The organism is Aurantimonas manganoxydans SI85-9A1 (assembly GCF_000153465.1).
GTDB lineage: Bacteria > Pseudomonadota > Alphaproteobacteria > Rhizobiales > Rhizobiaceae > Aurantimonas > Aurantimonas manganoxydans.
In genome coordinates, this window is sequence record NZ_CH672387.1 from 4245325 (window position 1) to 4271887 (window position 26563).

At 68.9% G+C, this 26563-nt stretch carries 26 protein-coding genes; 15 read left to right on the forward strand and 11 right to left on the reverse strand.

The features are described from left to right. Positions 1 to 216 precede the first annotated feature (216 nt). Complete coding sequence (locus tag SI859A1_RS19880; protein WP_009211440.1) at positions 217 to 1581, forward strand: ammonium transporter; 1365 nt, start codon at positions 217 to 219, stop codon at positions 1579 to 1581. Between the two features lie 85 nt (positions 1582 to 1666). Here SI859A1_RS19880 and SI859A1_RS19885 read toward each other — a convergent pair whose 3' ends face one another. Then, positions 1667 to 1936 carry a GNAT family N-acetyltransferase gene (locus tag SI859A1_RS19885; protein WP_040326081.1) on the reverse strand — a complete coding sequence of 90 codons (270 nt, stop codon included), beginning with the start codon at positions 1934 to 1936 and terminating at the stop codon, positions 1667 to 1669. Between the two features lie 209 nt (positions 1937 to 2145). Here SI859A1_RS19885 and SI859A1_RS19890 point away from each other — a divergent pair, with 209 nt between their 5' ends. The 4 genes from SI859A1_RS19890 to SI859A1_RS19905 all read left to right on the forward strand — a co-directional run bounded on the left by SI859A1_RS19890 (position 2146) and on the right by SI859A1_RS19905 (position 7699). Next, positions 2146 to 5001 carry a DNA translocase FtsK gene (locus SI859A1_RS19890; protein ID WP_009211442.1) on the forward strand — a complete coding sequence of 952 codons (2856 nt, stop codon included), beginning with the start codon at positions 2146 to 2148 and terminating at the stop codon, positions 4999 to 5001. A gap of 166 nt (positions 5002 to 5167) precedes the next feature. Continuing rightward, positions 5168 to 5812, forward strand: a complete 645-nt coding sequence (locus tag SI859A1_RS19895) for an outer-membrane lipoprotein carrier protein LolA (protein WP_009211443.1) — start codon at positions 5168 to 5170, stop codon at positions 5810 to 5812. Between the two features lie 267 nt (positions 5813 to 6079). Then, entirely contained in the window at positions 6080 to 6718 is a 639-nt protein-coding gene (locus SI859A1_RS19900; protein WP_009211444.1) for a hypothetical protein, read from the forward strand. A gap of 174 nt (positions 6719 to 6892) precedes the next feature. Then, positions 6893 to 7699 carry an exodeoxyribonuclease III gene (locus SI859A1_RS19905; protein WP_009211445.1) on the forward strand — a complete coding sequence of 269 codons (807 nt, stop codon included), beginning with the start codon at positions 6893 to 6895 and terminating at the stop codon, positions 7697 to 7699. A gap of 32 nt (positions 7700 to 7731) precedes the next feature. On the opposite strand, the gene SI859A1_RS19910 is transcribed toward SI859A1_RS19905, so the two are convergent. Together SI859A1_RS19910 and SI859A1_RS19915 are read right to left on the reverse strand one after the other, a co-directional pair. After that, positions 7732 to 8187, reverse strand: coding sequence for a cyclic nucleotide-binding domain-containing protein (locus tag SI859A1_RS19910; protein ID WP_009211446.1), 456 nt, complete (start codon positions 8185 to 8187; stop codon positions 7732 to 7734). A gap of 227 nt (positions 8188 to 8414) precedes the next feature. Continuing rightward, the gene (locus tag SI859A1_RS19915; protein ID WP_009211447.1) at positions 8415 to 9098 is read right to left on the reverse strand and encodes a response regulator transcription factor; all 684 of its coding nucleotides are present in this window, start codon (positions 9096 to 9098) and stop codon (positions 8415 to 8417) included. Between the two features lie 112 nt (positions 9099 to 9210). Between SI859A1_RS19915 and SI859A1_RS19920 the strand changes: the two genes are divergently transcribed. After that, positions 9211 to 9744: a L,D-transpeptidase family protein gene (locus tag SI859A1_RS19920; RefSeq protein ID WP_040326810.1), complete on the forward strand. Its 534-nt coding sequence runs from the start codon at positions 9211 to 9213 to the stop codon at positions 9742 to 9744. A gap of 133 nt (positions 9745 to 9877) precedes the next feature. After that, a complete protein-coding gene (locus SI859A1_RS19925) occupies positions 9878 to 12202 on the forward strand; it encodes an FdhF/YdeP family oxidoreductase (protein WP_040326811.1) in 2325 nt (774 codons plus the stop codon). 63 nt (positions 12203 to 12265) lie between these two features. Here SI859A1_RS19925 and SI859A1_RS19930 read toward each other — a convergent pair whose 3' ends face one another. The 6 genes from SI859A1_RS19930 to tsaD all read right to left on the reverse strand — a co-directional run bounded on the left by SI859A1_RS19930 (position 12266) and on the right by tsaD (position 16175). Continuing rightward, positions 12266 to 12931, reverse strand: a complete 666-nt coding sequence (locus SI859A1_RS19930; protein ID WP_009211450.1) for a class I SAM-dependent methyltransferase — start codon at positions 12929 to 12931, stop codon at positions 12266 to 12268. 76 nt (positions 12932 to 13007) lie between these two features. Further along, entirely contained in the window at positions 13008 to 13232 is a 225-nt protein-coding gene (locus SI859A1_RS19935) for a DUF3072 domain-containing protein (protein ID WP_040326082.1), read from the reverse strand. 86 nt (positions 13233 to 13318) lie between these two features. Beyond that, a complete protein-coding gene (locus SI859A1_RS19940) occupies positions 13319 to 13756 on the reverse strand; it encodes an EVE domain-containing protein (RefSeq protein WP_009211451.1) in 438 nt (145 codons plus the stop codon). An 8-nt stretch (positions 13757 to 13764) separates the two neighbouring features. Continuing rightward, positions 13765 to 14058, reverse strand: coding sequence for a YciI-like protein (locus SI859A1_RS19945; RefSeq protein ID WP_040326083.1), 294 nt, complete (start codon positions 14056 to 14058; stop codon positions 13765 to 13767). A gap of 63 nt (positions 14059 to 14121) precedes the next feature. Continuing rightward, a complete protein-coding gene (locus tag SI859A1_RS19950; protein ID WP_009211452.1) occupies positions 14122 to 15102 on the reverse strand; it encodes an NAD(P)H-dependent glycerol-3-phosphate dehydrogenase in 981 nt (326 codons plus the stop codon). Continuing rightward, positions 15099 to 16175 carry a tRNA (adenosine(37)-N6)-threonylcarbamoyltransferase complex transferase subunit TsaD gene (gene tsaD, locus SI859A1_RS19955; protein ID WP_040326812.1) on the reverse strand — a complete coding sequence of 359 codons (1077 nt, stop codon included), beginning with the start codon at positions 16173 to 16175 and terminating at the stop codon, positions 15099 to 15101. The genes SI859A1_RS19950 and tsaD overlap by 4 nt, the downstream gene beginning before the upstream one ends. A gap of 209 nt (positions 16176 to 16384) precedes the next feature. Here tsaD and hemC point away from each other — a divergent pair, with 209 nt between their 5' ends. After that, the gene (gene hemC, locus SI859A1_RS19960; protein ID WP_009211454.1) at positions 16385 to 17320 is read left to right on the forward strand and encodes a hydroxymethylbilane synthase; all 936 of its coding nucleotides are present in this window, start codon (positions 16385 to 16387) and stop codon (positions 17318 to 17320) included. Positions 17321 to 17336: 16 nt separating this feature from the next. Continuing rightward, on the forward strand, positions 17337 to 18035 hold the full coding sequence (locus tag SI859A1_RS20560; protein ID WP_050767641.1) for a uroporphyrinogen-III synthase: 699 nt from the start codon (positions 17337 to 17339) through the stop codon (positions 18033 to 18035). Here the strand turns inward: SI859A1_RS20560 and SI859A1_RS19970 are convergent. Beyond that, on the reverse strand, positions 18032 to 19168 hold the full coding sequence (locus SI859A1_RS19970) for a hypothetical protein (protein ID WP_060567685.1): 1137 nt from the start codon (positions 19166 to 19168) through the stop codon (positions 18032 to 18034). The two genes, SI859A1_RS20560 and SI859A1_RS19970, sit on opposite strands and share 4 nt — an antisense overlap. A 13-nt stretch (positions 19169 to 19181) precedes the next feature. Between SI859A1_RS19970 and SI859A1_RS20565 the strand changes: the two genes are divergently transcribed. The 6 genes from SI859A1_RS20565 to SI859A1_RS20000 all read left to right on the forward strand — a co-directional run bounded on the left by SI859A1_RS20565 (position 19182) and on the right by SI859A1_RS20000 (position 25215). Then, positions 19182 to 20312, forward strand: a complete 1131-nt coding sequence (locus tag SI859A1_RS20565; RefSeq protein WP_050767644.1) for a COG4223 family protein — start codon at positions 19182 to 19184, stop codon at positions 20310 to 20312. A 9-nt stretch (positions 20313 to 20321) separates the two neighbouring features. Beyond that, entirely contained in the window at positions 20322 to 21947 is a 1626-nt protein-coding gene (locus tag SI859A1_RS19980; RefSeq protein ID WP_009211457.1) for a heme biosynthesis protein HemY, read from the forward strand. 38 nt (positions 21948 to 21985) lie between these two features. Continuing rightward, on the forward strand, positions 21986 to 22453 hold the full coding sequence (locus SI859A1_RS19985; RefSeq protein WP_009211458.1) for a tellurite resistance TerB family protein: 468 nt from the start codon (positions 21986 to 21988) through the stop codon (positions 22451 to 22453). A 4-nt stretch (positions 22454 to 22457) separates the two neighbouring features. Then, positions 22458 to 23246, forward strand: a complete 789-nt coding sequence (locus tag SI859A1_RS19990; protein WP_009211459.1) for a glutamine amidotransferase — start codon at positions 22458 to 22460, stop codon at positions 23244 to 23246. A 185-nt stretch (positions 23247 to 23431) separates the two neighbouring features. Continuing rightward, complete coding sequence (locus tag SI859A1_RS19995; protein WP_009211460.1) at positions 23432 to 24631, forward strand: alpha/beta hydrolase family protein; 1200 nt, start codon at positions 23432 to 23434, stop codon at positions 24629 to 24631. Continuing rightward, entirely contained in the window at positions 24628 to 25215 is a 588-nt protein-coding gene (locus tag SI859A1_RS20000; protein WP_009211461.1) for a protein-S-isoprenylcysteine O-methyltransferase, read from the forward strand. The genes SI859A1_RS19995 and SI859A1_RS20000 overlap by 4 nt, the downstream gene beginning before the upstream one ends. A 42-nt stretch (positions 25216 to 25257) precedes the next feature. Here SI859A1_RS20000 and SI859A1_RS20005 read toward each other — a convergent pair whose 3' ends face one another. Continuing rightward, positions 25258 to 26490, reverse strand: a complete 1233-nt coding sequence (locus tag SI859A1_RS20005) for a multidrug effflux MFS transporter (protein WP_009211462.1) — start codon at positions 26488 to 26490, stop codon at positions 25258 to 25260. Between the last annotated feature and the right edge of the window lie 73 nt (positions 26491 to 26563).

The window sequence follows — 26563 nt, forward strand, 5'->3', positions numbered from 1 at the left end:
CCGAACACGTGACCGCAATGCCTAACAAAGCGTCACTCTGGCCGTGAAACAGGCAGATTGCGCGGCCGCGGCGACGGAAATCGCGGCAGATCGGCCAGTTTCGAGGCGCTGCGGGCTGTCTCGGGGATATGGCACGGCTCTTGATTGTCTGCCCGCGGGAGCGCCGCGACGCTTCCTCTTCGGCCTCTTCAGGGGCGCACTGGAAAGAAGAGCGACATGGTCACCACTTCCCGTCTGAAACGCCATCTGCCGGCCCTGGCCGCAGGCCTCGGCCTTGCCGCGGCGCTTGCCTGTCCGGCGCTGGCCCAGGAGGCCGCGGTGGCCGATGTGGCTGCGGCGGCGGCGCCCGTCGTCGAGAAGGGCGACGTCGCCTGGATGATGACCGCGACGCTGCTCGTCCTGTTCATGACGCTGCCGGGCCTTGCGCTGTTCTATGGCGGGCTGGTGCGGGCCAAGAACATGCTGTCGGTGCTCATGCAATGCACCGTCATCGCCGGCGTCGTGATGATCATCTGGGTGGTCTACGGCTACTCCATGGCGTTCGGCGGCGGCACCAGCCCGTACTGGGGCGGCTTCGGCAAGCTGTTCCTCGCCGGGGTGACCGTCGATTCCACCGCCTCCACCTTCACAGACGGGGTCGCGCTGCCGGAATATCTGTTCATTGCCTTCCAGATGACCTTCGCGGTCATCACGCCCGCCCTGATCGTCGGCGCCTTCGCCGAGCGCATCAAGTTCTCGGCGGTGATGCTGTTCACCGTGCTCTGGGTGACGCTGGTCTATTTCCCGATCGCCCACATGGTGTGGGACGGCTCGGGCCTGATCTACAACTGGGGCGCGCTCGATTTCGCCGGCGGCACGGTCGTTCACATCAATGCCGGCATCGCGGCGCTGGTAGGCTGCCTGTTCGTCGGCAAGCGCGCCGGTTTCGGCCGCGACATGATGGCTCCCCACTCGATGACGCTGACCATGGTCGGCGCCTCGATCCTGTGGGTCGGCTGGTTCGGCTTCAACGCCGGCTCGAATCTCGAGGCGACCGGGGGCGCTGTACTGGCCATGCTGAACACCTTCACCGCCACGGCCGGCGCGCTGGTCGCCTGGTGCGTGATCGAGACGATGATGCGCGGCAAGGCCTCGATGCTGGGCGCGGCCTCCGGCATCGTCGCCGGTCTCGTCGCGGTGACCCCGGCCTGCGGTACCGTCGGGCCGGTCGGCGCCATCGTCCTCGGCGCGATCTCCAGCGGCATCTGCTACTTCTTCGTCGATGTCGTGAAGAACAAGTTTGGCTATGACGACAGCCTCGACGTCTTCGGTATCCACGGTGTCGGCGGCATCGTCGGGGCGATCGGCACCGGCATCTTCACCGCGTCCTGGCTGGGTGGGACCGGCGGTGAGGATTTCTCGATCGTCGCGCAGACCACGACCCAGGTCTGGGCCGTCCTCGTCACCATCGTGTGGTGCGGCGTCATCTCGGCGATCCTGTTCAAGCTGGTCGACATGACCGTCGGGCTGCGGCCGACCGCCGAGGCCGAGCGCCAGGGCCTCGATCTCTCCTATCACGGCGAGGTCGCCTACCACTCCTAAGCCACCCTCCCGGGGCTGAGTCGACGGGGGCGGGCGCAAGCCTGTCCCCGTCGGCGTTTGCAAGGGGCGGCGGCCGGCGCCGGGCTTAAAGAAGTTCGCGGTATTCGGGATGGCGGCGGAACTGCGCCTGAACGTAGGAGCATTGCGGCACCACGGTCAGGCCGGCGCCGCGAGCCCAGTCAGCCGCCGCGGCCAGCAGTTCGGCGGCGATGCCCTGGCCGCGTTCGCTGGCCGGCACATAGGTATGCTCGAAGATCGCCGTCGTGTCGCCGGCCATCGTGTAGGTCAGCTCCGACTCGCCGCCCGGCGTCGTGAAGCGACCCTTGCCGCCGTGGTTCTCGTGGCGAATGTCCATGCTTCTGCTCCGTCTGTCACTGTCGTGCCGCGAGATGGGGCCCGACGCTCGGCGTGGCAAGCCGGCAGCGGTTCCGGCGGGCTTTGTCGCGGCCGCCGCAACTTCCTCTTAAGCTTAAACGGGTCTTAACCAGCCGCGCCTACTCTCCGCCTCAAGCAGTGGACCCGCCGCTTCGGGCCGGTCCGCCACGACGAGACAGGCAGGATACGATGGCATCGACGGCGAGTGGCGACAGCCAAACCTCCTTCATCCGGCGGCAGGGCGAACTCTGCGGCGCGGCAGGTCTGATCGGCCTTGCCGGCTATCTGGGCGTTGCCTGCGCCACCTGGACGGTCAGCGATCCGTCGCTGAGCCAGTCGAACCAGAACATGGTCGAGAACTGGGCCGGCCCGGCCGGTGCCGTGGTTGCCGATCTCGCCATGCAGATCTTCGGCCTGGGCGCGGCGCTGCTCGTCGCGCTGCCGGCCATCTGGGGCCTTCTGTTCCTGTCGGGTCTGTCGGTCGATCACATCTGGCGCCGCGCCTGGTACGCGCTGGCCGGCATCGTGCTCGCCTCGGCCGCCCTGGGCTGCCTGCCGGCCCCGGCCGGCTGGCCGCTGCCGATCGGGCTCGGGGGCGTGGCCGGCGACATCGTGCTGAAATTCCCGGCGCTGGCCACCGGCGCCTATCCGAGCGGTCTTCTCGGCTTCGTCTTCGCGGCGATGATCGCCGCACCGGCCGGCTGGCTGTTCCTCAACGGCGCGGGCCTGATCGATCGCAACCGCGCCAAGCCGGTGGCCGACAATCGCCGCCGGCCCATCCAGGACGAGGATGAGGAGGCGGGCGAAAGCCGCGTGGCGCTGGCCATCGGCGCGCTCGCCCATACCGCCTATTCGGTCCGCTCTTCGGTGCAGCGTCACCTGGAAGCCCGGCGCGCGGCGCGCGAGCCGGCGGAATTCGGCGATCGCTTCGACGACTGGCAGGACGACGACTTCGCGACGCCGCAGGCCGCGCCGCAGCCGCAGCCGCAGATGCAGAGCGGGCGCGAGATCCGCGTCGCCGCGCAGGCCGAGACCGGCGCCGGCTATCACGACCCGATGGCGGATTATCCCGAGGACGACGGCATGACCGATGCCGGAAACTGGCAGGATGACGTGCCATATGGCGACGAGTCGGCGGCCTATGACGGCAGCTTCGACGGGCCGCAGCCGGCCCTGGACGACGATGCCATGGTCGTGGGTCCCGCCGACCGCGTGTCGCCCAACGCCGCACCGATCCCCGAGGAAAGCAGCGGCTGGCGCGGGCTTCTGGCCGGCAACATCGTCGCCTTCCCGGGCCGCAAGGCTCCGGCCGCCGAAGCGCCGCGCAGCGAGCCGCGGGGCCGCGCCGAAGGGCAGGGCGCACCCGCCCGGCCGCCGCAGCGCGCCGCCGCGCCGCAGCCCGATGCCGGCGTGCGCGTCGTGCCGCAGGCCACCGTTACGGCCGACCAGCAGCGCCTGCGCACCGGCTCCGGCCGCGCCACGGCCCTGAAGCCGGTCACCACGGTCGCCGACCCGGTGCGCTTCGAACTGCCGTCGATCGAATATCTGACGCCGCCCAAGCCGCGCAGCCGCGACAGCTCGCTGTCGCCCGAGGCGCTGCAGGAGAATGCCCGCCTGCTTGAGGGCGTCCTGGAAGATTTCGGCGTCAAGGGCGAGATCATCGAGGTCCGTCCGGGCCCGGTCGTCACCCTCTACGAACTGGAGCCGGCGCCCGGCATCAAGTCGTCGCGCGTCATCGGCCTGTCGGACGACATCGCTCGTTCGATGAGCGCCATCGCCGCCCGCGTCGCTGTCATCCCCGGCAAGAACGCCATCGGCATCGAATTGCCGAACCAGCGCCGCGACACGGTCTATTTCCGCGAGATGATCGGCTCCGACGCGTTCATCCAGAACAAGGCCAAGCTGCCGCTGGCGCTGGGCAAGACCATCGGCGGCGAGCCGGTGATCGCCGACCTCGCCAAGATGCCGCATCTCCTGGTCGCCGGTACCACCGGCTCGGGCAAGTCGGTGTCGATCAACACCATGATCCTGTCGCTGCTCTACCGGATGACCCCGGCCGAGTGTCGCCTGATCATGATCGACCCCAAGATGCTGGAACTGTCGATCTATGACGGCATCCCGCATCTGCTGGCCCCGGTGGTCACCGACCCGAAGAAGGCCGTCGTCGCGCTGAAGTGGACCGTCCGCGAGATGGAGGACCGCTATCGCAAGATGTCCAAGGTCGGCGTGCGCAATATCGACGGCTTCAATGCCCGGGTGAAGACCGCCATGGAGAAGGGCGAGACGATCTCGCGCACCGTCCAGACCGGCTTCGACCGCGAGACCGGCGAGCCGATCTTCGAGACCGAGGAATTCGACCTGTCGCCGCTGCCCTACATCGTCGTCATCATCGACGAGATGGCCGACCTGATGATGGTCGCGGGCAAGGACATCGAGGGCACCGTCCAGCGCCTCGCGCAGATGGCCCGCGCCGCCGGCATCCACGTCATCATGGCGACCCAGCGTCCGTCGGTCGACGTCATCACAGGCACGATCAAGGCCAACTTCCCGACCCGTATCTCCTTCCAGGTGACGTCGAAGATCGATTCGCGCACCATCCTGCAGGAGCAGGGCGCCGAGCAGCTTCTGGGCATGGGCGACATGCTGTTCATGGCCGGTGGCGGCCGCACCCAGCGCGTCCACGGCCCGTTCGTCGACGACGCCGAGGTGGAGGACATCGTCAATCACCTGAAGAGCCAAGGCGTGCCGGACTATCTCGACTCGATCCTCGAGGAGGACGAGGAAGATGGCGGCGGCGACGGCGGCTCCAGCGGCGGTTCGGGTGGCGGCGAGCCGGACGAGGGCGCCGATCTCTACGACCAGGCGGTCGCGATTGTCCTGCGCGACGGCAAGGCCTCGACCTCCTACGTCCAGCGGCGCCTGTCGATCGGCTACAACCGCGCCGCCTCGATCATCGAGCGGATGGAGCGCGAGGGCGTCGTCGGCGCGGCCAACCATGCCGGCAAGCGCGAAATCCTGGTGCCGACCGAAGACGACCGCATGTGATCGCTGGAGGGCGCGCGAAACAAGGCCAGTGCGCCGCACGCGCGCCCCATTGCTCCCCCAGACTGACGTCCAAGGAAGGGCCCCCCGCGCCGAAACGGCTCCGGGGCCCTATATCCCCCGCATGAGACGAAGGGCGGACTTCGGAACAAGGGAAGTATCCATCACCATGGCCAAGACATTCGACACCATCTCCCGCTTCGCCACGACCCGCGCCCTGGCTGCGACGCTTGCCGTCGCCGCGGTCTGCGGTCCGATGGCGGCCGGCCCTGCTGCGGCGCAGGCCGGTGCCCAGCAGATCGCCGATCATTTCGCCGGCATCCCCTCGATGCACGGCGATTTCGTACAGTTCGATCCGAACGGCCGGCAGACCGAGGGCAAGTTCTATATCGAGAAGCCCGGCAAGGTGCGCTTCGACTACACGCAGCAGCCGCTGCGGGTGATCGCCGACGGCTCCACCGTGGCGATCAACAACAAGAAGCTGAACACCTGGGACACCTATCCCCTGTCGAAGACGCCGCTGAAGCTCTTGCTCGACCGGCGGATCGACCTCTCCCAGGCGAATATCCAGAGCGTGAAGGAAGAGCCGGACCTGACGACCATCGTCATGGGCGACAGCTCGATCTTCGGCAATTCCCGCATCACGCTGATGTTCGATCCGAAGAGCTACGAGCTCAAGCAGTGGACGATCCGCGACCAGCAGGGCAAGGACACCACGGTGATGATCTACAACGTCAAGCATGGCGGTGACATCGCCGAATCGACGTTCAAGATCCCCTATACCGCGATCGCCCAGGGCCAGACCGGCAACTGATACGGCCCGTGCCGCGGGGCTGGCAAGGCCGGCCCTGCGGCCTTCCTCTGGTTTCGCTTCGGCTGCCGCGGATGCGATCCTGCGGCGCCGAGACCAGCATCGCGCCGCGTATCGCAACGCAATATCTCGCTCGAAACAGATTCCCCAAGGTTACTTTCCGTTAATCAAGGGATTAACGCAAGATGGGTGGTCTGAAACGATTCGACCTCCGACTGGCTTAACCACTCGACGACTGCGGTTCGGCAGTCACGAGAAAAGGACACAGTCATGAGTGCAGCAACACCTCGGTTCATCCTTTCTACTCTTCTTGTCGGGTCGGCCCTTGCGGTCGCGTCACCCGCACTGGCGCAGGTCGGTGCCGGCGTCGGCGCCTCGGTTGGCGGCGGCGGCGGCATCAGCGCCGGGGCCGGCGCATCGGTCGGCGGCGGTGTCAGTGCCGGCGGTGGTGCGTCGGTGGCCGGCAGCAACGGCGTCAGCGCCGGAGCCGGTGCGTCCGTCGGTGGCGGCAGTGGCGTGAACGCGGGCGTCGGGGCTTCGGCCGGTGGCGGCGACGGGGTCAATTCGACGGCCACGGCGTCGGTGGGCGGTGGCCGCGGTGCGGACGCCGACGTGTCCGCTTCGCTCGGCGGCGGAACGCCTCTCAATACGACGGGCCGGGTGACCATCGGCGGCACGGCGCAGCCGGGTGCGACCGTCGCCCCCGCACCCACCAGCCCGCAGAATCCCAATTCGGGTGTCGCGCAGGGTTTCGATGGAGACGAGGCGCGCTACTATGCGGCCTTCGAGGGCATGTCGCGGTCGGAGCAGACGGCGATGGTGCGCCGCTGCACCGGCATCATGGCCGATCCGAACGCCTTCGATCGCGGTCTCGTGGCGCTCTGCAAGGTCGTGCAGCAGGCCCGCTGACAGGACCTTCGGCCGGCCGGGCTCACGTCAGGGCTTCGCCGGCCGCAGCCTTCTCCGCGATACCCTGCTGGACCGGCGCCGCCTCGTGTGGCGCCGGTTGCGCGAGCGGCAAGACTTGAACGGTGCCGGCAGGCCGCCTAAGCGGGAGCCCCATCCTTCTCGCCGGAACTGCCCATGCCCTTCACCATCGCGACCTGGAACATCAATTCGGTGCGCCTGCGCATGCCCCTGGTGCAGCGGCTCCTGGAAGAGCGGAAGCCGGATATCCTGTGTCTGCAGGAGACCAAGTGTCCGAACGACCAGTTTCCGGAAAAGGCCTTCAAGGCGCTCGGTTACGAGCACATCGCGATCCATGGCCAGAAGGGCTATCACGGCGTCGCCACGGTTTCGAAGCAGCCCTTCGACGACATCGTGCGCCAGGATTTCTGCCAGATCGGCGATGCACGCCATTTGTCGACGCGGCTGAGCATCGGCGGGCGGCGGCTGCGAGTGCACAATTTCTATGTGCCGGCAGGCGGTGACGAGCCGAATCCGGAGGTCAACGTCAAGTTCAAGCACAAGCTCGACTTCATCGAGGAGATGCGGCTGATCAGTGCCGAGGCGGAGCCGGGCGTCTCCTCGCTGCTCGTCGGCGATCTCAACATCGCGCCCTTCGAGACCGACGTCTGGTCGCACAAGCAGCTTCTGAAGGTGGTGTCGCACACGCCGATCGAATGCGAGGGGCTGCTGCGGGCGCAGGCCGACGGGCGCTGGACCGACCTGATGCGCCATCACGTGCCGATGGACGAGCAGCTCTTCACCTGGTGGAGCTACCGCTCCAAGGACTGGGCGGCGTCCAATCGCGGCCGGCGCCTCGACCATATCTGGGGATCGCAGGATCTCGCGCCCGCCCTGACCGCGATCGACGTGATGAGCGCCGCACGCAGCTGGGAGCGGCCCTCCGACCACGTGCCGGTGCTGGCGAGCTTCGACATCGCCTGAAAGCGGGGCGCCTTCGCGGGCGCGGCCCGCGCTCAGCCCGTGAAGCGGTGCTCCATGGCGAGGATGTCGCCGGTCATCTCGGCAAGCCGGTCCTTCAGCTTGGCATGGAGACCCGCGGCATAGTCGGGATATTCCTCCAGCATGCGCCGGAACAGCGGCCGGGTGATGCGGATCAGTTCGCAGTCGGTGAGCGTGCGGGCGCTGGTCGGGCGCCGGGTCTCGGTGATCAGGGCCATTTCGCCCAGCAGCGTGCCGGGGCCGTAGGTGCCGACGACGGTCTGGTGCGCCGGCCGGCCGCGCAGGAGTGCGATCTCGCCCGAGACGATGACCAGACCGGCATCGGAGCGGGCATCCTCCCGGAACACGAACTCGTCGCGGTGCAGCCGCCGACGCTCGGCGCCGAAGGCCAGCAGCCGCAACTGGTCGGCATGCAGATCCTCGAACAGGGGCACGTTGCGCAGGACGGCGATGTCGCTTTCGAGACTCATCTGGTCGGCGCACCGATCTCCTGCCGGGTTCGCGGCGGCCCGTTGACCAGCACCGTCGCAGCTCTGGCTGCCCGTCGTTTCGTTGCCCGGCGCACCCGGACCTGTTCGCCCGCCATGGGAGCGTTAGCCAATGGTTATACGGGACCGGCGAATCGATGGAAACTCACGACCTGCCGCTTCCGGCCGGCCGGCGGCGCTCATCCGCAGCTTTCCGCGGTCGGGGGGCATCAGGGAACGAGCTTGTAGCCGCCCGATTCGGTGATCAGGATCCGCGCGCTGGACGGGTCCGCCTCGATCTTCTGGCGCAGCCGGTAGACATGGGTCTCCAGCGTGTGGGTGGTAACGCCGGAATTGTAGCCCCAGACTTCCTCCAGCAACACGTCACGGGTGATCACCCGGCGGTCGGCGCGGTAGAGATAGCGGATGATCGCCGTCTCCTTCTCGGTCAGGCGGATCTTGCCGCCCTTGTCGTCGAGAAGCACCTTCTGGCTGGGCTTGAAGATGTAGGGGCCGACCTGGAAGGTGGCGTCCTCGCTGTTCTCGTGCTGGCGCAGCTGGGCGCGGATGCGAGCCAGGAGCACGGCGAAGCGGAACGGCTTGGTGACGTAGTCGTTCGCCCCCGCCTCGAGGCCAAGAATGGTATCGGCGTCGGTGTCCTGTCCGGTCAGGATGATGATCGGCGCCTTGAACCCGGTCTTGCGCAGGACCTTCACCGCCTCGCGGCCGTCCATGTCGGGCAGGCCGACATCCATCACCACGAGGTCGATCAGCCCGGCCCGCGCGGCATTGATGCCCTTGGTCGCGTCGGGCTCCTGCAGGACCGTGAACTCCTCGTGGAGGGAGAGCTGGTCGGCCAGGGTCTGCCGAAGATCGGTGTCGTCATCGACGATGAGAATGCTGCGTACGCTCATGCGATATCGTCGCCCGGTTTTCTCTGCCGTCGCTCCGACGGAGCGGCTCGCGGCTGTAACAATTCGTGATAGACATAGGCGGTTTTCCCGCCGTGTCATGGTCCAGTTGCGAATGATTCCAAAAAAACCGGTGCTGATGGTCCGGCGCGCGCCCGGCAATCCCCGTCGCGGCATCCTGTGTGCCGGGCCTTTGCGCCTGCCCTGCGCGCTCGGCCGCTCGGGCACGACGATCTTCAAGCGGGAAGGCGACGGTGCGACGCCGGTCGCCGCGATGGACGTGCTGTCGGCCTGGCACCGGCCGGACCGGATGGCGCGCCCGGCCACGCCGCTGCCGATCCGGCGGATCCGGGCCGATGTGGACGGATGGTGCGATGCGCCCGACCACGCGGCCTACAATCGCCATGTCCGGCTGCCGTTTCCTGCGAGCGCCGAGCGAATGGCGCGCGCCGACCGGCTCTACAATTTCGTCGTGGTGCTCGACTGGAACATCCGGCAGCGGGGCCGGGGCCGCGGCAGCGCGATCTTCCTGCATGTCGCCAAGCCCGGCTATCCACCGACGCAGGGCTGCGTCGCGGTGGCGCCGGCCGACATGCTGCGGCTGGCACCGTATCTGAGGCGCGGCGCAAGGCTGGTGGTGCAGCGCTGATGCGCGGCGTTCGCCAGCGGCCCGACAATTCGTCACATGCAACCGCGTGCGAGCCTGCGGAGTTGACCCGTCAGGCTTACGGTTTGCCGGGAGTGGCCCCTGGGCGCTCCTGACAGGTTGCATGGAGACGGACATGGAACGCAGCGAAAACACCGACAATCCGACCATCGAACAATACGACCAGCCGACCGGCGGCTGGGGCTCGGTCAAGTCGCTCCTGTCCCACGCCAAGGACGAGGGCATGCTGGCGTCCACCCTGTGGGCGACCCTGCAAAAGCAGAACAAGGCCGACGGCTATCAATGCGTCTCGTGCTCCTGGGCCAAGCCCGCCGAGCCGCATACCTTCGAATATTGCGAGAACGGCGCCAAGGCGACCATCTGGGAAACGACACCGAAGCGTTGCGACCGCGAGTTCTTCGCGAAACATACGGTGAGCGAGCTTCTGGAGTGGACGGACCACGATCTGGAGAAGCAGGGCCGGCTGACGACCCCGATGCGCTACGATCGCACGCTCGACCAGTATGTGCCGGTGAAGTGGGAGGACGCCTTCCGCGAGATCGCGGCCGAGCTGAACGCCATCGATCCGAAATCGGCGGTGTTCTACGTCTCGGGCCGCGCCGCGCTCGAGACCTCGCATATGTGGCAGCTCATGGCGCGGATCTACGGGTCCAACAACCTGCCGGATTCCTCCAACATGTGCCACGAGTCCACGTCGGTCGGCCTGCCGGAATCGATCGGCTCGCCGGTGGGCACGGTCACGCTGGACGATTTCGACCAGTGCGACATGATGTTCTTCTTCGGCCACAACACCGGCACCAATGCGCCGCGGCTGCTGCACTGGGTGCAGGAGGCGCGCAAGCGCGGGGCGCCGGTGATCACCTTCAATCCGGTGCTGGAGCGCGGCCTGATGCGCTTCAAGAACCCGCAGTCGCCGACGGAGATGCTGTCCCCCGACGAGGGGACCAAGATGTCGAGCGACTATTACCAGGTGCGCGGCGGCGGCGACATCGCGGCGATGACCGGCATCGCCAAGGCGGTCTTCGCCCTCGACGATGCGGCCCAAGAGACCGGCCGGCCGCGGGTGCTCGACGTCGATTTCATCGAGACGCACTGCCACGGCTTCGACGAGTTCGAGCGCTTCGTGCGGCAGGCGGACTGGGACGAGATCGTACGCTGCTCCGGCCTGCCGCGGGACGAGCTTGAGCATGTCGGCCGGGTCTACGCGAAGGCCGAGAAGGTCATCGGCAATTACGGCATGGGCCTCACCCAGCACCGACACGGCATCGAGAACGTGCAGATGCTGGTCAATCTGCTCCTGATGCGCGGCATGATGGGCAAGCCGGGGGCCGGCATCTCGCCGATCCGCGGCCATTCCAACGTACAGGGCCAGCGCACCGTCGGCATCACCGAGAAGCTGAAGCTGATCCCGGTGGAAAAGTTCGAGGAGTTCTACGGCTTCACGGTTCCCAAGGAGGACGGTCTCGACACGATCGGAACCTGCGAGGGCATTCTCGACGGATCGGTGAAGGCCTTCGTGGCGCTGGGCGGCAATTTCTCCCGCGCCATTCCCGATACGGCCCGGATGGAGGATGCCTGGCGGCGCATGCGCCTCAATGTCCAGATCTCCACCAAGCTCAACCGCAATCACCTGCTGACGGCGGAGATCAACTACATCCTGCCCTGCATCGGCCGGATCGAGCGCGACACGCAGGCGAGCGGGCCGCAGACGGTTTCCATGGAGGATTCCACCGCCTGCATCCATGCCTCCTTCGGCCACCGCGAGCCGGCGTCGCGCGAGCTCCTGTCGGAGCCCAAGATCGTCGCCGAACTCGCCAAGGCGCTGGTACCGGGCAAATCGACCGTTCCGTGGGATGAATGGGTCGGCGACTACGCCAAGGTCCGCGACGCGATCGAGCGGGCCTATCCGACCGATTTCCGCGACTTCAACAAGCGCATGGGCACGCCCGGCGGGTTCCACCGCGACATCGGCGCCTCCTATCGCGAATGGCGCACAGAATCCGGCAAGGCGAATTTCCTCACCCCGGACACCTTCGACGTCGACCCCGACATCGATACGACCAGTGCCGATGTGCTGCGGCTGATCACCCTGCGTTCGAACGATCAGTTCAACACGACGATCTACGGCTATGACGACCGCCTGCGCGGGGTGTTCGGCACCCGCATGGTCATCCTGATGAACGAGGAGGACATGCAGCGGCTGGGTCTTCGGAACGATGATCGCGTCGATGTCCAGACCCATACCGACGACGGGATCGTCCGCAAGGTCGAGGATTACCGGGTCCATGCCTGGGCAATGCCGAAGGGCAATTGCGGCGGCTATTATCCTGAGTTGAACGCGCTGCTGCCGCTGTGGCACCATTCCAAGCGGGCCCATGTGCCGGCCGCCAAGTCGATCCCCGTGCGGCTGACCAAGCGGGGCCGGCAGGCCGCGGCCTGAGCCGGCTCCCGGACTTCTGTCGCTGACGGCCAGGGAATCATGCGCGAGACGGACGCCTGTCGATCAGGCGCCCGTCCACCGCCAGACATTGGTGCGCTTAATCTCGGCATCCTCCAGGGCCCGGGTGACCGGCACCTCGTAGGTCGCCAGCCGGCTGACACGATCGGCCGGCAGATAGGCCCGGCCCGGATCGCCGACGAGAATAGCGGTGCCCTCGGCGCTCAGCCGGTCGAACCACGGCGTGATCCGCCGGGCCATGTCCGCGTCGAAGAACACGTCGCCGGCAAGCAGGATGTCGGCCTGCGGGATCTCGCCGATAATGTCGCGCGCCTCGAAGCCGACCGGCGTTTCGTTGAGGGCGGCGTTCAGGCGGATCGCGGCGGCACAGAACGGGTCGATGTCGTAGCCGGTGACGGTCGCCGCGCCGGCACGCGCCGCGGCGATGGCGACGAGCCCGGAGCCGGTCGCGAAATCGGCGACGCGCCTGCCCCGGACGAGCTCGGGCCAATCGAGGACATGACGGGCAAGCGCCTGTCCGCCGGCCCAGGCAAAGGCCCAGAAGGGCGGCGGCAGGCCGATCGCGTCCAGTTCCGCCTCGGTCTTCAGCCACAGATCATGCGCCTCGTCGGCCAGATGCAGCCGGATCTCCGGGACATGGGGCGGGGCGAGGATCGCCGTGTTGGCGCGGATGAAGCGCTCGGCATCGGCGGGGACGATGCGATCCATCATGCCGGAGCGCTTGGCTGCACGGGTGTTGACAGGGGGGGGCCGCCGGGGCGGCCCGCACCGTTCTGCAGGAAGCCGATCAGGCTTCGCTCTTCACCCGATCGCTCTCGGCGCGCAGCTTGTCGATGAGGATCGACGCATCGGCCTTGCTCAGCGTCTCGTCGAAGGGGTGGCCGGTCTCCTCGCAGAGGGTCTTGAGATAGGACCCCTGTGCCCCGGTCATGGGCTCGCCGCCCGTCGTCCAGGTTTCGGGGTCCTTCTCGGTGTTCGAGCCGGTGTCGACCTTGGCGTTCGCAGTATCCATGACGTGTCTCCGAAGATTGTGTTGTTCCGGAAATGTTCATGGCGCGGCTCCGTTCCTCCAACGTCGCAGCAATGCCGTTACTGCGGCTATTTGCCCTTGGCCCTGGCGGGGTCGAGCCCGCCCATCTCGCAGACTTTGCGGAACTCGTCCGGTTCGACCGGCTGCACCGACAGGCGGGAATTGTTGACCAGCACCATGTCCTTCAATGCCGGCTCGGCCTTGACCGCATCGAGGGTCACCGGATCGGGCACGTCCATCACCGCCTTGATGTCCACGCACTCCCACTTGCCGTCCTTGGCGGTGGAATCGGGATGGGCCTCGGCGATCACCTCGACGATGCCGACGACGGCCTTGCCCTCGTTGGAATGGTAGAAGAAGCCGCGGTCGCCGACCTTCATCTCGCGCATGAAGTTGCGGGCCTGGTAGTTGCGGACACCGTCCCACTCCTGCCCCTTGTCGCCGGCCTTTTTCTGATGGTCGAAGGACCATTTGAACGGCTCGGACTTGAACAGCCAGTAGCGCATGCCTTCGCTCATGCCGTCGCTGCCGGGTTCTTGATGGCCCAGTTCCAGGGGCGCACGTCGACCCTGGCGAAGAGCCCGGCCAGCGCATAGGGGTCCTTCGCCGCTGTCGCCCTGGCCGCCTCCAGCGAGTCCGCCTCGATCACCACCAGACTGCCGCAGGGCTTGTCGTCGGGGCCGAGGAACGGGCCGGCGAATTTCAGTCCGTCGCCGAGACCGTGCAGGAACGCCAGATGGTCGGCGCGGGTGTCGAGGCGCAGCTGCAGGCTGTCCGGCTTGTCGTCGCAGAGAATGGCAAAGAGCATCGGGTGATCCTTGTCTGGTGGGTCAGAAAAACGGCACGCAGGCGAACGCCCGGTGCCGCGGGTTCAAACGGTTTCCCGCTTCAAAGGGCGGGCGAGCAGGGCCTCAATCGCCGCGTCGATGTCGAGCTGGCCGGCGAGGATCGCGGCGACGGTGGCGATGATCGGCGCGTCGATGCCGTGCTCCTGTGCCAGACGGGCCGCGATCTCGGCGGTGAACACGCCCTCGGCGAGCTTCAGCCCGGCGCGGTCGTCGCCGCGGCCGAGCGCCATGCCATAGGCGAAGTTGCGCGACTGGGCGCTGGAGCAGGTGAGCACCAGATCGCCGAGGCCGGAGAGGCCCATCAGCGTATCCGGGCGGCCGCCGAGCGCGGCGCCCAGCCGGCGCAGCTCGACGAAGCCGCGGGTAACGATGGCGGCCTGGGCGGAGGCGCCGAGGCCACGGCCGGCGACCGCGCCGGCGGCCAGCGCCAGGACGTTCTTCAACGCGCCGCCCGCCTCGACGCCGCGCATGTCGGCGGTGGCATAGCCGCGGAAGGTGTCGGTGGACAAAAGCCGCGCCGCCGCGTCGGCGGACTCTTCGGTCTCGGCCGCGATGGTCACGGCGGTGGGCAGGCCGCGCGCCACGTCGGCGGCAAAGCTCGGGCCGGAGAGGACGGCGCGGGGGCGGCCGGGCAGCACCTCGGCCAGAACATCGGTGGCAAAGCGGCCGGTCTCGCACTCGATGCCCTTGGAGCAGAGGATCGCCAGCCCGTCGCCCGCAATGTGCGGAGCGAGTTCGGCGGCGACGGTGCGCAGGCTCTGGGCCGGCACGACGAAGAGGACGGTGCGGGCGCCGGCAAGCGCTTTGGCCGGGTCGCTAGTGGCGGTCAGGCCTGCCGGCAGCATCGTGTCGGGCAGATAGCGCGGGTTGCGCCGGCTCTCGTTGATCGCCGCGACGGTCCCGGCGTCGCGGGCCAAGATCCGCGGTGCGTGGCCGGCGCGGGCATAGAGGCAGCCCAGCGCGGTGCCCCAGGCGCCGCCGCCGATGATGGCGAAGTGGCTCATGCCTTGGCTCCCCGTCGGCCGAAGCCGATCATCGGCGCCGAATCCCCGTCCAGGGGCCAGCGCGAGCGCACCGGTGCATCAAGGCCATCGACCATGCCGGCCTCGAAACGCTCCAGCCCGGCATAGGCGATCATCGCCGCATTGTCGGTGCACAGCGCCAGCGGCGGCGCGACCAGCCGAACGCCGGTTCGCGCGGTCTGGGCCTCGAGCGCGGTGCGGATTGCCCGGTTGGCGGCAACGCCGCCGGCCACCGCCAGCACCGGATCGGCGAGATCGGGAAAGCGGTCGCGGAACTGCGTCAGGGCGCGGCCGACCCGATCGGCAAGGCTGTCGGCGGCGGCAGCCTGGAAACCGGCGCACAGATCGTCGACATCGGTCGGCGACAGCGGCGCGGCGGCCTGCGCCGCCATGCGCAGGGCCGTCTTCAGGCCGGAAAAGGAGAAGTCCAGCCGTGGATTGCCCTTCATCGGGCGGGGCAGGGCAAAGCGCTTCGGATCGCCGGCGGCCGCGCGCCGCTCGACATGCGGCCCGCCGGGATTGGGCAGGCCGAGCAGCTTGGCGGTCTTGTCGAAGGCCTCGCCCAGCGCGTCGTCGATGGTCGTGCCCCAGCGCTCATAGGCGCCGAGCCCGCGCACCAGCACGATCTGGCTGTGGCCGCCGGAGACCAGCAGCAGGAGATAGGGATAGGCGAGGCGATCGGTGAGGCGCGGCGTCAAGGCGTGGCCTTCGAGATGATTGATCGCCAGGAAGGGCAGCCGGCGCGCGGCGGCGATGGCCTTGCCGGTCATGGCGCCGACGATCAGGCCGCCGACAAGGCCGGGGCCGGTGGTCGCGGCGACGGCGGACAGCTCGTCGAAACCGATGCCGGCTTCGTCCATTGCCGCCTTCACGATGCCGTCCAGCGCCTCGACATGGGCCCGCGCGGCGATCTCCGGCACGACACCGCCGAAAGCGGCATGTTCCTCGACCTGGCTCAGCACCACGTTGGAATGGATCACCGGCGCGCCCGCATCGTCGCGCCCGACGACCGACGCGGCGGTCTCGTCGCAGCTCGTCTCGATGCCGAGGATCAGGGGGCGGGGCGGATTGGCAGGCGTCACGTTCGGTCCGGGCGGTAATGGCGTGCTGCCGACATAGGCGATCGGCGCGCGTCCCGCCACCGTCGATCGCCGCTCGGAACCGGTCGGCGGCGGTCGAAATTCCGGCCCGGACGGTTCCGGTGGGCGACCGGTCGTCCTATGAACGAGCCGACGACATGTAAAGCGAACTGACGGGGCAGACCATGGCCAGCGACATCATCCGGATCGGCACGCGCGGCAGCCAGCTTGCCAAGGCGCAGGCGAGCGAGGTGCGCGCCCGCCTGATGGCGGCGCACGATCTGCCGGAGGAGGCCTTCGAGATCGAGGTGATTTCGACCACCGGCGACCGCATTCTCGACCGGCCGCTGTCGGAGGTGGGCGGCAAGGGGCTGTTCACCAAGGAGATCGAGGCGGCGCTGATCGACGGGCGTGTCGATATCGCCGCGCATTCGTCCAAGGACATGGCGACCGCTTCGCCGGAGGGTCTGGAGGTCTCCGCCTATCTGCCGCGCGAGGATGTCCGCGACGCCTTCATCGGCCGCACGGCGGCGACCATCGACGAACTGCCGCACGGGGCGACCATCGGCTCGGCCTCGCTGCGCCGCCAGTCTCTGCTGAAGCGGATGCGCCCGGACCTGAAGGTGATTACCTTCCGGGGTAACGTCCAGAGCCGGCTGCGCAAGCTGGAAGAGGGCCAGGTGGACGCCACGCTGCTGGCGCTGGCCGGCCTCAACCGCATGGCGATGCAGGACGTCGCGACCGAAATCCTCGAGGTCGAGCGCTTCCTGCCGGCGCCGGGACAGGGGGCGATCTGCATCCAGAACCGGATCGGCGACGAACGGGTGCACGGCCTCGTCGCGGCGATCGCCGACCCGCGGACCACCGTGGCGCTGACCGCCGAGCGAGCCTTCCTCGCTGAACTCGACGGCTCCTGCCGCACGCCGATCGCCGCCCATGCGGTGCTGGCCGAGGACGGGACGGTCACCCTGCACGGCATGATCCTGACGCCGGACGGCAGCCGGATGCACGAAACCCGGCGCACCGGCATCGCCGCGGACGCCGAAGCGCTCGGCCGGCTGGCGGGGCGTGACGTGCTGGACGCAGCGGGGCCGGGCTTCTTCGACGGCTGGGGCGCCTGACGCCGCGGGGCGGGCCATGGCCCGGGTGCTGATCCTGCGCGCGGCGGACGCGGCTGTGCAGACGGCCGAGGCGCTCGCCGCGCGGGGCCATCGGCCGCTCGTTCTGCCGGTGGAATCGATGCGGACAATCGGCGGCCCCGCTCCGACGGGCGACTTCGCCGCGCTTGCCGCGACCAGCATGCGCGCCGTGCCGGCCCTGGCGAAAGTGTTTTCGGGCGACGGGCGCCCGGTCTTCGCGGTCGGCGAGCGGACCGGCTCGGCGCTGCTGGCGGCCGGCTTCACCGATGTGCGGGTGGCGGCGGGGGAGGCCGAGGATATTGCCCGGCTGGCCCGGGACGCAGGGCTCGGCGAGACCGCGACGATCCTCTATGCCGCCGGACGACCACGCACCGGGACGCTGGAAACGGCGCTGACGGCGGCGGGAATCGGCTGCCATGTCTGGGAGGTCTACGAGACGGTGGCCCATCGCCCGGAGCGGAGCGCCGTCGCAGCTGTCCTGGACGAGGGGCCACCCGACGCGGTGCTGCTGCTGTCGGCTGGGCAGGCGACGGCCTATGGCGAACTGGTCGCGACCTGTCCCGATCTCTTTCAGCCGGCGCCGAAGATCCTGGCGCTGTCGGCGCGAATTGCCGCGGCCTTGCCCGCAAATCTCGCCGAAACGGTACGCCTATCTGACGACACGCGGCTTGCCTCGCTTTTCGAACGGCTCGACTAACCTAGTTGAAGGATCAGGTTTGATGCGGCGCTTGCGCGGCCCGTGCGAATGAAGGACGAATAGCGTGAATGCGTGCGGTGCGGAAATCGACCCGATATCCCTGCCAAGCCCGGTGAGAATGGAGCAGTTTCGATGACCAACCGTCCCCGGCGCTCAAGGCCGAGCAAGACGCGCGGCCAGACGATCGATCTCAAGGCGGAAAAGAACGAACCGGTGACCGACAAGAACAACGACGACACTGGCGCGACGGCCTCTGCCAAGCCCGCCGGCCCGACCGACGCATCAAAGGATGGCAAGACGGCGCCGAAGACCGGCGCTGCATCCACGGCGTCCGCCGGCACGGCGAAGAGCGAGGTGAAGTACACCTCGAGCCGCGGTGCGAGCGAGCCCAAGGCCGGCGATGCGACGGCATCGGGTCCGGCCGGGACCGGTGCGGCCAAGGCCGAGCCGTCGAAGCCGGCAGCGACATCGTCGCCGGCCGCCAAGCCCGCCAGCGATCCGAAGGCCTCCGACAAGACCGGCTCCGCCGGGGCGGCGACCGCTGCAACGCCGGCGTCGGCCAGCGCTGCGACCGGCGCCAAGCCGAGCGACGCCAAACCGGCAACCGCGCCGGCCTCTGCCGCAACGGCCGCCAAGCCATCGAGCACGACGGCGTCCCCGGCGACCGGCACGGCGGCGAAGCCGGCAACGGGCAGCGCGACCGCAACACCGACGACGGCATCGGCGACCGGGACTCCGGCGGCCACCGCGGGCAAGGACGCATCGAAGCCTGCGGCTTCCAGCGGCGCGGCTTCGCCGACGTCCGCGGCTTCCGGTTCGGCGCCATCCTCCGCAAGCGGTGGATCTGCGACCACCACCGGCAGCTCGCCTGCCAAGCCGACATCCGCTCCGGCGTCGGCAACCGCCTCGACTGCAACCGCCGGCAAGCCCGCCTCGACGGGTTCGGGCGGCACCGGTTCGACCACGGGCGCTTCGCGGCCCGCATCGGCAACGCCAACCACGACGGGCACCCCGGCTGCCGGCAGCAAGCCGGCTTCCGCCGCAACGGGGTCCACGACGTCCTCGTCCGGCAGTTCCAGCCCGAGCGCGGCGTCCCGCACGACCGGTACTACGGCTGCATCGACCGGCCGCACGACGACGTCGGCTGTGACCGACCGGTCCTCCGGGCTCGGCTTCGGCGGCGCAGCTGCGGCGGGCCTTGTCGGCGCGATCGTCGCCCTGGTGGGCGGCGCAGCGCTGCAGTCGGCCGGATATCTGCCGAATTTCGGTGCGACCGAGCAGACCACCGGCGAAAGCTACGCCAGCCAGAGCGCGCTGCAGGATCTCGATGGCGAAGTGGCGGCCCTGCGCGAACAGTTCGCGGCGCTGCCGGCGACACCGGCTGGCGATAACGCGGACACGCAGGCCCTGACGGGCCGCGTCGATGCGCTGGAACAGGCTGCCGCCGCACCGGCGGACGACAGCGCCGCACAGGCGGCGGAAGCTGCCCGCACGGCCGCGGAGGGTGCGACCCAGACCGCGACGGCGGCCCAGCAGGCCTCCGACCAGGCCGGCCAGACCGCCAGCGCCGCGCAGGAGGCGGCGACAGCGGCCCAGTCGAGCGCCGATGCCGCCGCCAAGGCAGCCAGCGATGCGCAGGCGACGGCCGCCAGCGCTCAGGAGGGCGTCGCCGCGATCAACGAGACGATTGCCGGCTTCGACAGCCGGATCGCCGCTGTCGAAGCGCGCAACCTGCAGGCCTCCAAGGCGTTCGCCGCGGCCAATCTGAAGGCCGCCATCGACGCGGGCGGGCCGTTCATGCAGCAGCTCGAGAATTACGCGCAGATCGCCGGAGGCGCGGGTGCGACCGAGGAGTTGCGGGCCCTTGCGGCGGATGGCGTGCCGACCGAGCGCGAGCTGGCGACGCGCTGGCCCGAGGTCGAGGACCGCATCGCCAGCCAGCTGACGCCGGTTGCGCCGGATGCGCCGGTGGGCGACCAGCTTCTGTCGGGCCTGCGCTCGCTGGTGCAGGTGCGGCCGGTGGAGCCATCGGCTTCGGCAGAGCCCGGCGAAGGCGGACCGAACGAGAGCCTGGCGCGGCTCGACGCGGCCATCGGTGCGGGCGATCTGGCGGGCTGGACGGCCGAATGGCAGACGCTTCCCGACGCGGCCAAACAGGCCAGTCAGGATTTCGCCGATCAGGTCGAAGCCCGGCAGACCGCCGACCGGGTCATCGCCGACGCGCTCGCGTCGGCCACGGCGCCGGCCCAGCCGGCTGCCCAGGACAATCAGGGCTAAGGAACAGACATGCTGCGAATCCTCGCCTTCCTTCTCGTCGTTCTGGCCGCCGGCATCGGTTTTGCCTGGCTGGCTGACAATCCGGGAAGCGTCACCTTCGTCTGGCAGGGCCAGCAGGTGGGCACCAGCCTGATGGTCTTCCTCATCGGCCTCGGGGTCCTGATCTTCGCCGTGCTGCTCGTCGTCTGGCTGGTGCGGGCCTTCTTCAAGACGCCCGGCGCCATCGGCAACTGGTGGAGCACGAGCCGGCGCGACCGCGGCTACAAGGCCCTGTCGAGCGGCATTATCGCCGCCGGCGCCGGCGATGCCGTGCTCGCCCGCCGCATGACCAAGCGCAGCGACAAGCTGCTTGGCACGCGCCGCGAGCCGCTGATCCGCTTCCTCGACGCCCAAACGGCAATGATCGAGGGTGATCACGCCCGTGCCCGCTCCGCCTTCGAGCAGATGGAGCGCGATCCCGAGACCCGGCTTCTCGCTCTGCGCGGCCTGTTCCTCGAAGCCGAGCGCGTTGGCGACGAATCCGCTGCGCGCCACTATGCCGAGCGCGCCGTGCGGATTGCGCCGCATGTTCCCTGGGCCGGTGGCGCCGTCCTGGAGTCGAAATGCCTTGCCGGCGACTGGGACGGGGCGCTCGCCATCCTGGACGCTCAGAAGAACACCCGGCTCGTCGATCGTGACGAATCCAAGCGGATGCGCGCCGTGCTCCTGACCGCCAAGGCGATGACGCTGTCGGAGCGCGATCCGGCCGGGGCCAAGACCGCCGGGCTGGAGGCGCAAAAGCTCGCGCCCGACCTGCCGCCTGCGGCGCTGGTCGCCGCCGAGGCGCTGTTCCGTCTTGGCGATTTGCGCCGCGGTTCGAAGGTGCTGGAGACCAGCTGGATCAGCCAGCCGCATCCCGACATCGCCGAGGCCTATGTGCATGCCCGGCCGGGCGATTCGCCCGAGGACCGGCTGAAGCGGGCCCGCAAGCTGCACGGCCTGCACAGCGGCGCGGAAGCCGAGATGAGCCTGGCGCGTGCGGCGCTCGATGCCGGCGAATTCGATCTGGCCCGCAAATCCGCAATGGCTGCAGCCGATGCGGAGCCGCGCGAGAGCACCTATCTGCTGCTCGCCGATATCGAGGAAGCGCAGACCGGCGAAGTCGGCCGGGTGCGCGAGTGGCTGGGACGCGCCATCCGCGCGCCGCGCGATCCGGCCTGGACGGCCGACGGCGTCGTGTCGCGCAACTGGGCGCCGATCTCGCCGGTCACCGGACGTCTCGACGCCTTCGAATGGAAGGTGCCGGTCGAGCGGATCGGCGATGGCGACGGTCCGATGATCGACGCGCATGATGGCGAGGTCGATCACGGTCCTGCAAAGACGATCGGTGCCGAGGCGAAAACGCCCGAGCCGACCGCACCGGCAGCCGTGCCTGCCGCAACGCCTGCGCCGGCCAAGCCGGCGGCGGCCGAACCGGCAAAGCCGGCCTCGCCTCCCGCGGCGAACGGCGGCGGAACTGGCGGAGCGGCGACCCAGCCGGCCGCCAAGGATGCCACAAAGCCGGCGGAACCGCGCAAGCCCGAGGCAGTTGACCCGCCGAAGGAAACCAGACCCGCGCCGACCAGCGAAGAGCGCAAGGAAGCGCGGTTCGGCTGACGGCTCTTGAGGCCGACGGCCGCTCACGGCGAGGAACGATGTTCGAAGCATTCCGCGATTTTCTGCGCAATATCGGGGCCGGGCCGGCGGAAAGCCGCAAGGACCCGGAAGACGATCTGCGCGTGGCGACGGCCGCGCTCCTGTTCCACATCGTGCGGGCGGACGGCGTGGTGACCGATGACGAGCGCACCCGCCTGCACGACGTCCTGCGCGAGGAATTCGCGCTGGCGCCCGACGAGGTCGACCGGATCGTCGCGGCGGGGGACGAGGCCGACACGGAGGCGGTGGATCTCTATAACTTCACTTCGGTCCTGAAGAACCGGCTGGGGGAGGCCGAGCGGATCCGCTTCGTCGAGCTGCTGTGGGAGGTGACCTATGCCGACGGCTCGGTTCACGAACTGGAAGACAATCTGATCTGGCGGGTCTCCGACCTGCTCGGCGTCTCGACGCGGGACCGGATGTTGATGAAGCGGGAGGCAGCGACGAGAAGCGGGGTCGGCGACTGATTTCATGGCCTATTACGACAACAGCATCAGTGACGGCGCCGATACGGTCGCGCAGGCCATTGCCCGGCATGCCTATACGCTGGAAACCGACGATCCCCGTCCGATCCTCGTCGTCCTGCACCAGGAAAGCTCGACGCCGGGGCGTGTCGGCCAGGTCTTCGACGCCCATGGCGTGCGCATGGACATCCGCCGGCCGGTGATGGGCGATGCCCTGCCGGAGACGCTGGACGGCCATCGCGGGGCGGTGGTCTTCGGCGGCCCGCCCAGCGCCAACGATACCGACGCCCATCTCGTGCGCGAGATCGAATGGATGAAGGTGCCGCTTGCCGAAGAGCGCCCGTTTCTCGGCATCTGCCTCGGCGCGCAGATGCTCGCCAAGCATCTCGGCGCCGGTGTCGGCAGCCATCGCGAGGGGCTGGCCGAGGTGGGCTTCTATCCGCTGAAGGCGACGCCGCAGGGCCGGGCGCTGCTGCCGCACTGGCCGGAGATGGTCTATCAGTGGCACCGTGAAGGCTTCGACCTGCCGTCGGGCGCGACGCTGCTGGCCGAAGGCGACTGGTATCCGAACCAGGCGTTCAGCTACGGCCCGAATGCCTATGGCGTTCAGTTCCATGCCGAGCTGACCTTGGCGATGATGCATCGCTGGACGACCCGCGGCCATGCGCGGCTGACGTTGCCCGGCGCCCAGGGACGACGCCAGCATTTCGACGGGCGGGCGATCTACGACGCGCCGGTCCGACGCTGGCTGGAAGAGTTCCTCGCCCGCATCTTCGGGGCGCATCCGAAGGCCTGAACCCGTCGCGGCGAACGCGGCGACCGGCGTCGGACGCACGGGGCGGATGCTCGGCCGTCCTGCGTGCATCTTTGCAAATGCTGCGACGTAGCGTAGCGATCGGCTGAAGGGCGCGGGCATCGCGTGGAAGGCTGCACGTCAGGCCGGACATTCGGTCCGCCATGTGTGCGGCCGCTGGAGATGGCATGATCGAGAAGCGGCTGGTGTTCGTGTTTCCCGGCTTCGAGCCCATGCCGATCACCGCGCATATGGACCGCTTCGCGCGCGCTGCGGCCCGGACGGCTCCGCTCTGGGACACGCGGCTGGCCATCGAGCCGACCGATCGCCGCGCCGAGAGCGAGGCGGCGACCCATCACGGCGTGCTGCGGGCCGAACTGACCGGCCATGGCTGGCGCACCCATACCGATCTCGTCTTCTGCGACTGGAGCGACCTCATTCTGGCCTATGCCGGACGCTCGTCGCTCCGGCGGCTCTTCAGCGGGCTGGCCGGTCTCGGCGACTTCCTCGTCACCGGGACGGTGTTCCGGTATGCCCGGGTGAGCTGGCGCTATCTGTTCTTCTATCTGTTTCCGCTGGTCGTTCTGGCCGGCATCCTGTTCGGCGGCTGGATCATCGGTCGCCTCGTTGTAGCGCTTGCCCCGCTGCCGGGACCTGCGGGCCTGCTCGTGGCCGTTCTCGCCGGGCTCGCGACGGCCTGGGCGCTTCTGCTCTATGCCAACCGCCGGCTGCACGTGCTCACGGCGATGGACGACTGGGCGATGGCCCGCGATTTCTGCCGCGACCGCAATCCCGCCATTGCGCGCCGGATCGACGCCCATGCCGAGGCCATGCGTCATGCGGTGGCCGGGACGGAGGCGGACGAGATCGTGATCGCCGCACACAGTCTCGGCGCGAGTCTGGCCGTCCTCGCGCTGGGCCGGGCGCTTGCGGCGGGGCTGCGCCGCGACCGCCCGCTGCAGGTGCTGACCGTCGGCTCGAGCCTGATGAAGACCGCCCTGCACCCGGCGGCCGGCGCCCAGCGCCGGGCGGTGCGCGAGATCGTGGTGACCCATGCAGTGCCCTGGATCGACGTGCAGGGCCTGTCCGACCCGATCAATTTCTACAGATCCAATCCGGCCCGCTCGCTGGGCATCAAGGAGGGCGAGGCGCCTGCGGTGGTGCGGATCCGCTTCAAGCGGCTGGTGACGACGGCCACCTACCGGCGCATCAAGCGCGATTTCTTTCGCCTGCACCGGCAAATCGTCCTCGCGGTCGAGCGGCGCAGCGCCTATTCGTTCCACATGCTTCTGCTCGGACCCCGCCCGCTGGTCGATTACGGCCGCCTCGAAACCGTCGACCTGCCACCGCTATCTCCACCGGCGACGGGCGAAGGAGCGCGGCCGTGACGCCGGCGCTCGTCGGATCGGTGGCCTGGGCGCTGATGGTCGCGGGCTGGTACGTGATCCGCTACCCGTTCGAGCGTCGGGCCAAGCGCGCCCGTGTCGAGCGCAGCCGCCGCGGGCCCGCGGAAACCCTGCGCATGGCGATCTCGCTGACGGGGCTCGGCATCCTGCCGGGCGTGTTCGTCGCCACCGGCTGGCCGAGATCCGCGACCTACGATCCGGCCTGGTGGCAGATCGCTCTGGGGCTCGGCGCCATGGCGGGCGCGCTCGTCCTGTTCCGCAAGACCCACAAGGCGCTGGGCAAGATGTGGTCGGTCTCTCTCGACATCCGGGAGAAGCACAGGCTGGTGACGTCCGGCATCTACCGGCGGGTGCGGCACCCGATGTATTCGGCCTTCTGGACGATGGCGCTGGCGCAGGCGCTGCTGGTGCCCAACTGGATCGCCGGGCCGGCGGGGCTGATCGGCTTCGGCATCCTCTTTGCGGCCCGTGTCGCGCCGGAAGAGCGGATGATGGAAGAGGCCTTCGGCGACGAGTACCGCGCCTACCGGGCCCGCACGGCACGGATCATTCCCGGCATTTTCTGACCCGGCCCCGATGACCCACGGACCGCGGGGCGAGCCAGTGCCTCAGCCGCGGCCGTCGTAGCTGAGTTCCGGCGCCGGCACTTCGGGGGCGGGCTCCGGCTCTGCCAGATGCGGACGCGTCCGATAGACCGCGTAGGAGCCGATGGCGATCGCCCCGAGGGCGGGGATGACGATCTGGGTGGCCAGCACCGGCTCGCCAATCGCTGCGCAGATCGCGCCGCCGACGAGGCCCGCTCCCATCTGGATGAAGCCCATCATCGCCGAGGCGGCGCCCGCCATGTGCGGGAACGGCGCCAGCGACGCGGTGGTCATGGCCGGCATGACGAAGGCGATGCCGAAGGCGTAGAGGCCGACCGGCACCATGATCGACAGGTAGGTCACCGGCAGGACCGCGATCGACAGGGCGATCGACAGAGCGCCGGCGCCGATGAAGCCGAGACCGACCGGCACGAGGCGATAGGCGCTGGTGCGGGTCATCAGGTAGCGCATCGCCAGCGAGCCGGAGAAGAACATACCGGACTGGCCGAGCATGCCGATGCCGTATTCGGTCGGCGTCAGCCCGGCGCGCTCGATCAGCACGAAGGGCAGGACCGTGGCGAGGGTGTAGAGCGCGCCGACCGAGCCCGCGACGGTGAGGCTGGTGGCCATGAAGTGGCGGTTGGTGATCAGCTGCCGGTAGGAGTGCAGGATCGCCTTCGGCTGGATGCGACTGGGATCGGGCACGACGGTCTCGCGCATGGCGCCGAGGGTGACGCCGATGACGATCAGGCCGAAGAACATCATCACGACGAAGATCGCGTACCAGCCGGCGAGCTCCAGCGTCAGGCCGCCGATGGTCGGGGAGACGGCGGGACCGAGCGCCAGGATGATGCCGATGGTGTTCATGATCCGCGAGGAGGTCTCACCCTCGAACTGGTCGCGGACGATGGCGCGGGCGGTGGCGACGCCCACCGACGCGCCGACACCCTGCAGGATGCGGGCGGCGATCAGCATCTCGACATTCGCTGCGGCCATGGCGAGGATCGCGCCGGCCAGGTACAGCACCATGAAGCCGAGGGTGGTGACGCGCCGTCCGAAGGCGTCGGACATCGGCCCGCAGACGAGCTGGGTCAGCGCGAAGCCGGCGAAATAGACCGCCAGCGACAGCTTGATCATCGATTCGGTGGTGTCGAACTCGGCGACCAGCGTCGGCATGGCGGGCGTGTAGAGCGCCATGGAAATCGGGCCGATCGCCACGAGGCAACCGCCGATGAGGCTGGTCCGGCGCTCCGACATGATGGGCGCGCGGGCAGTTTGTGCGGTCAAGGCGGCGGTCCGTGGTGAGGGGCTGTCCGGGAAAGGGACGGCA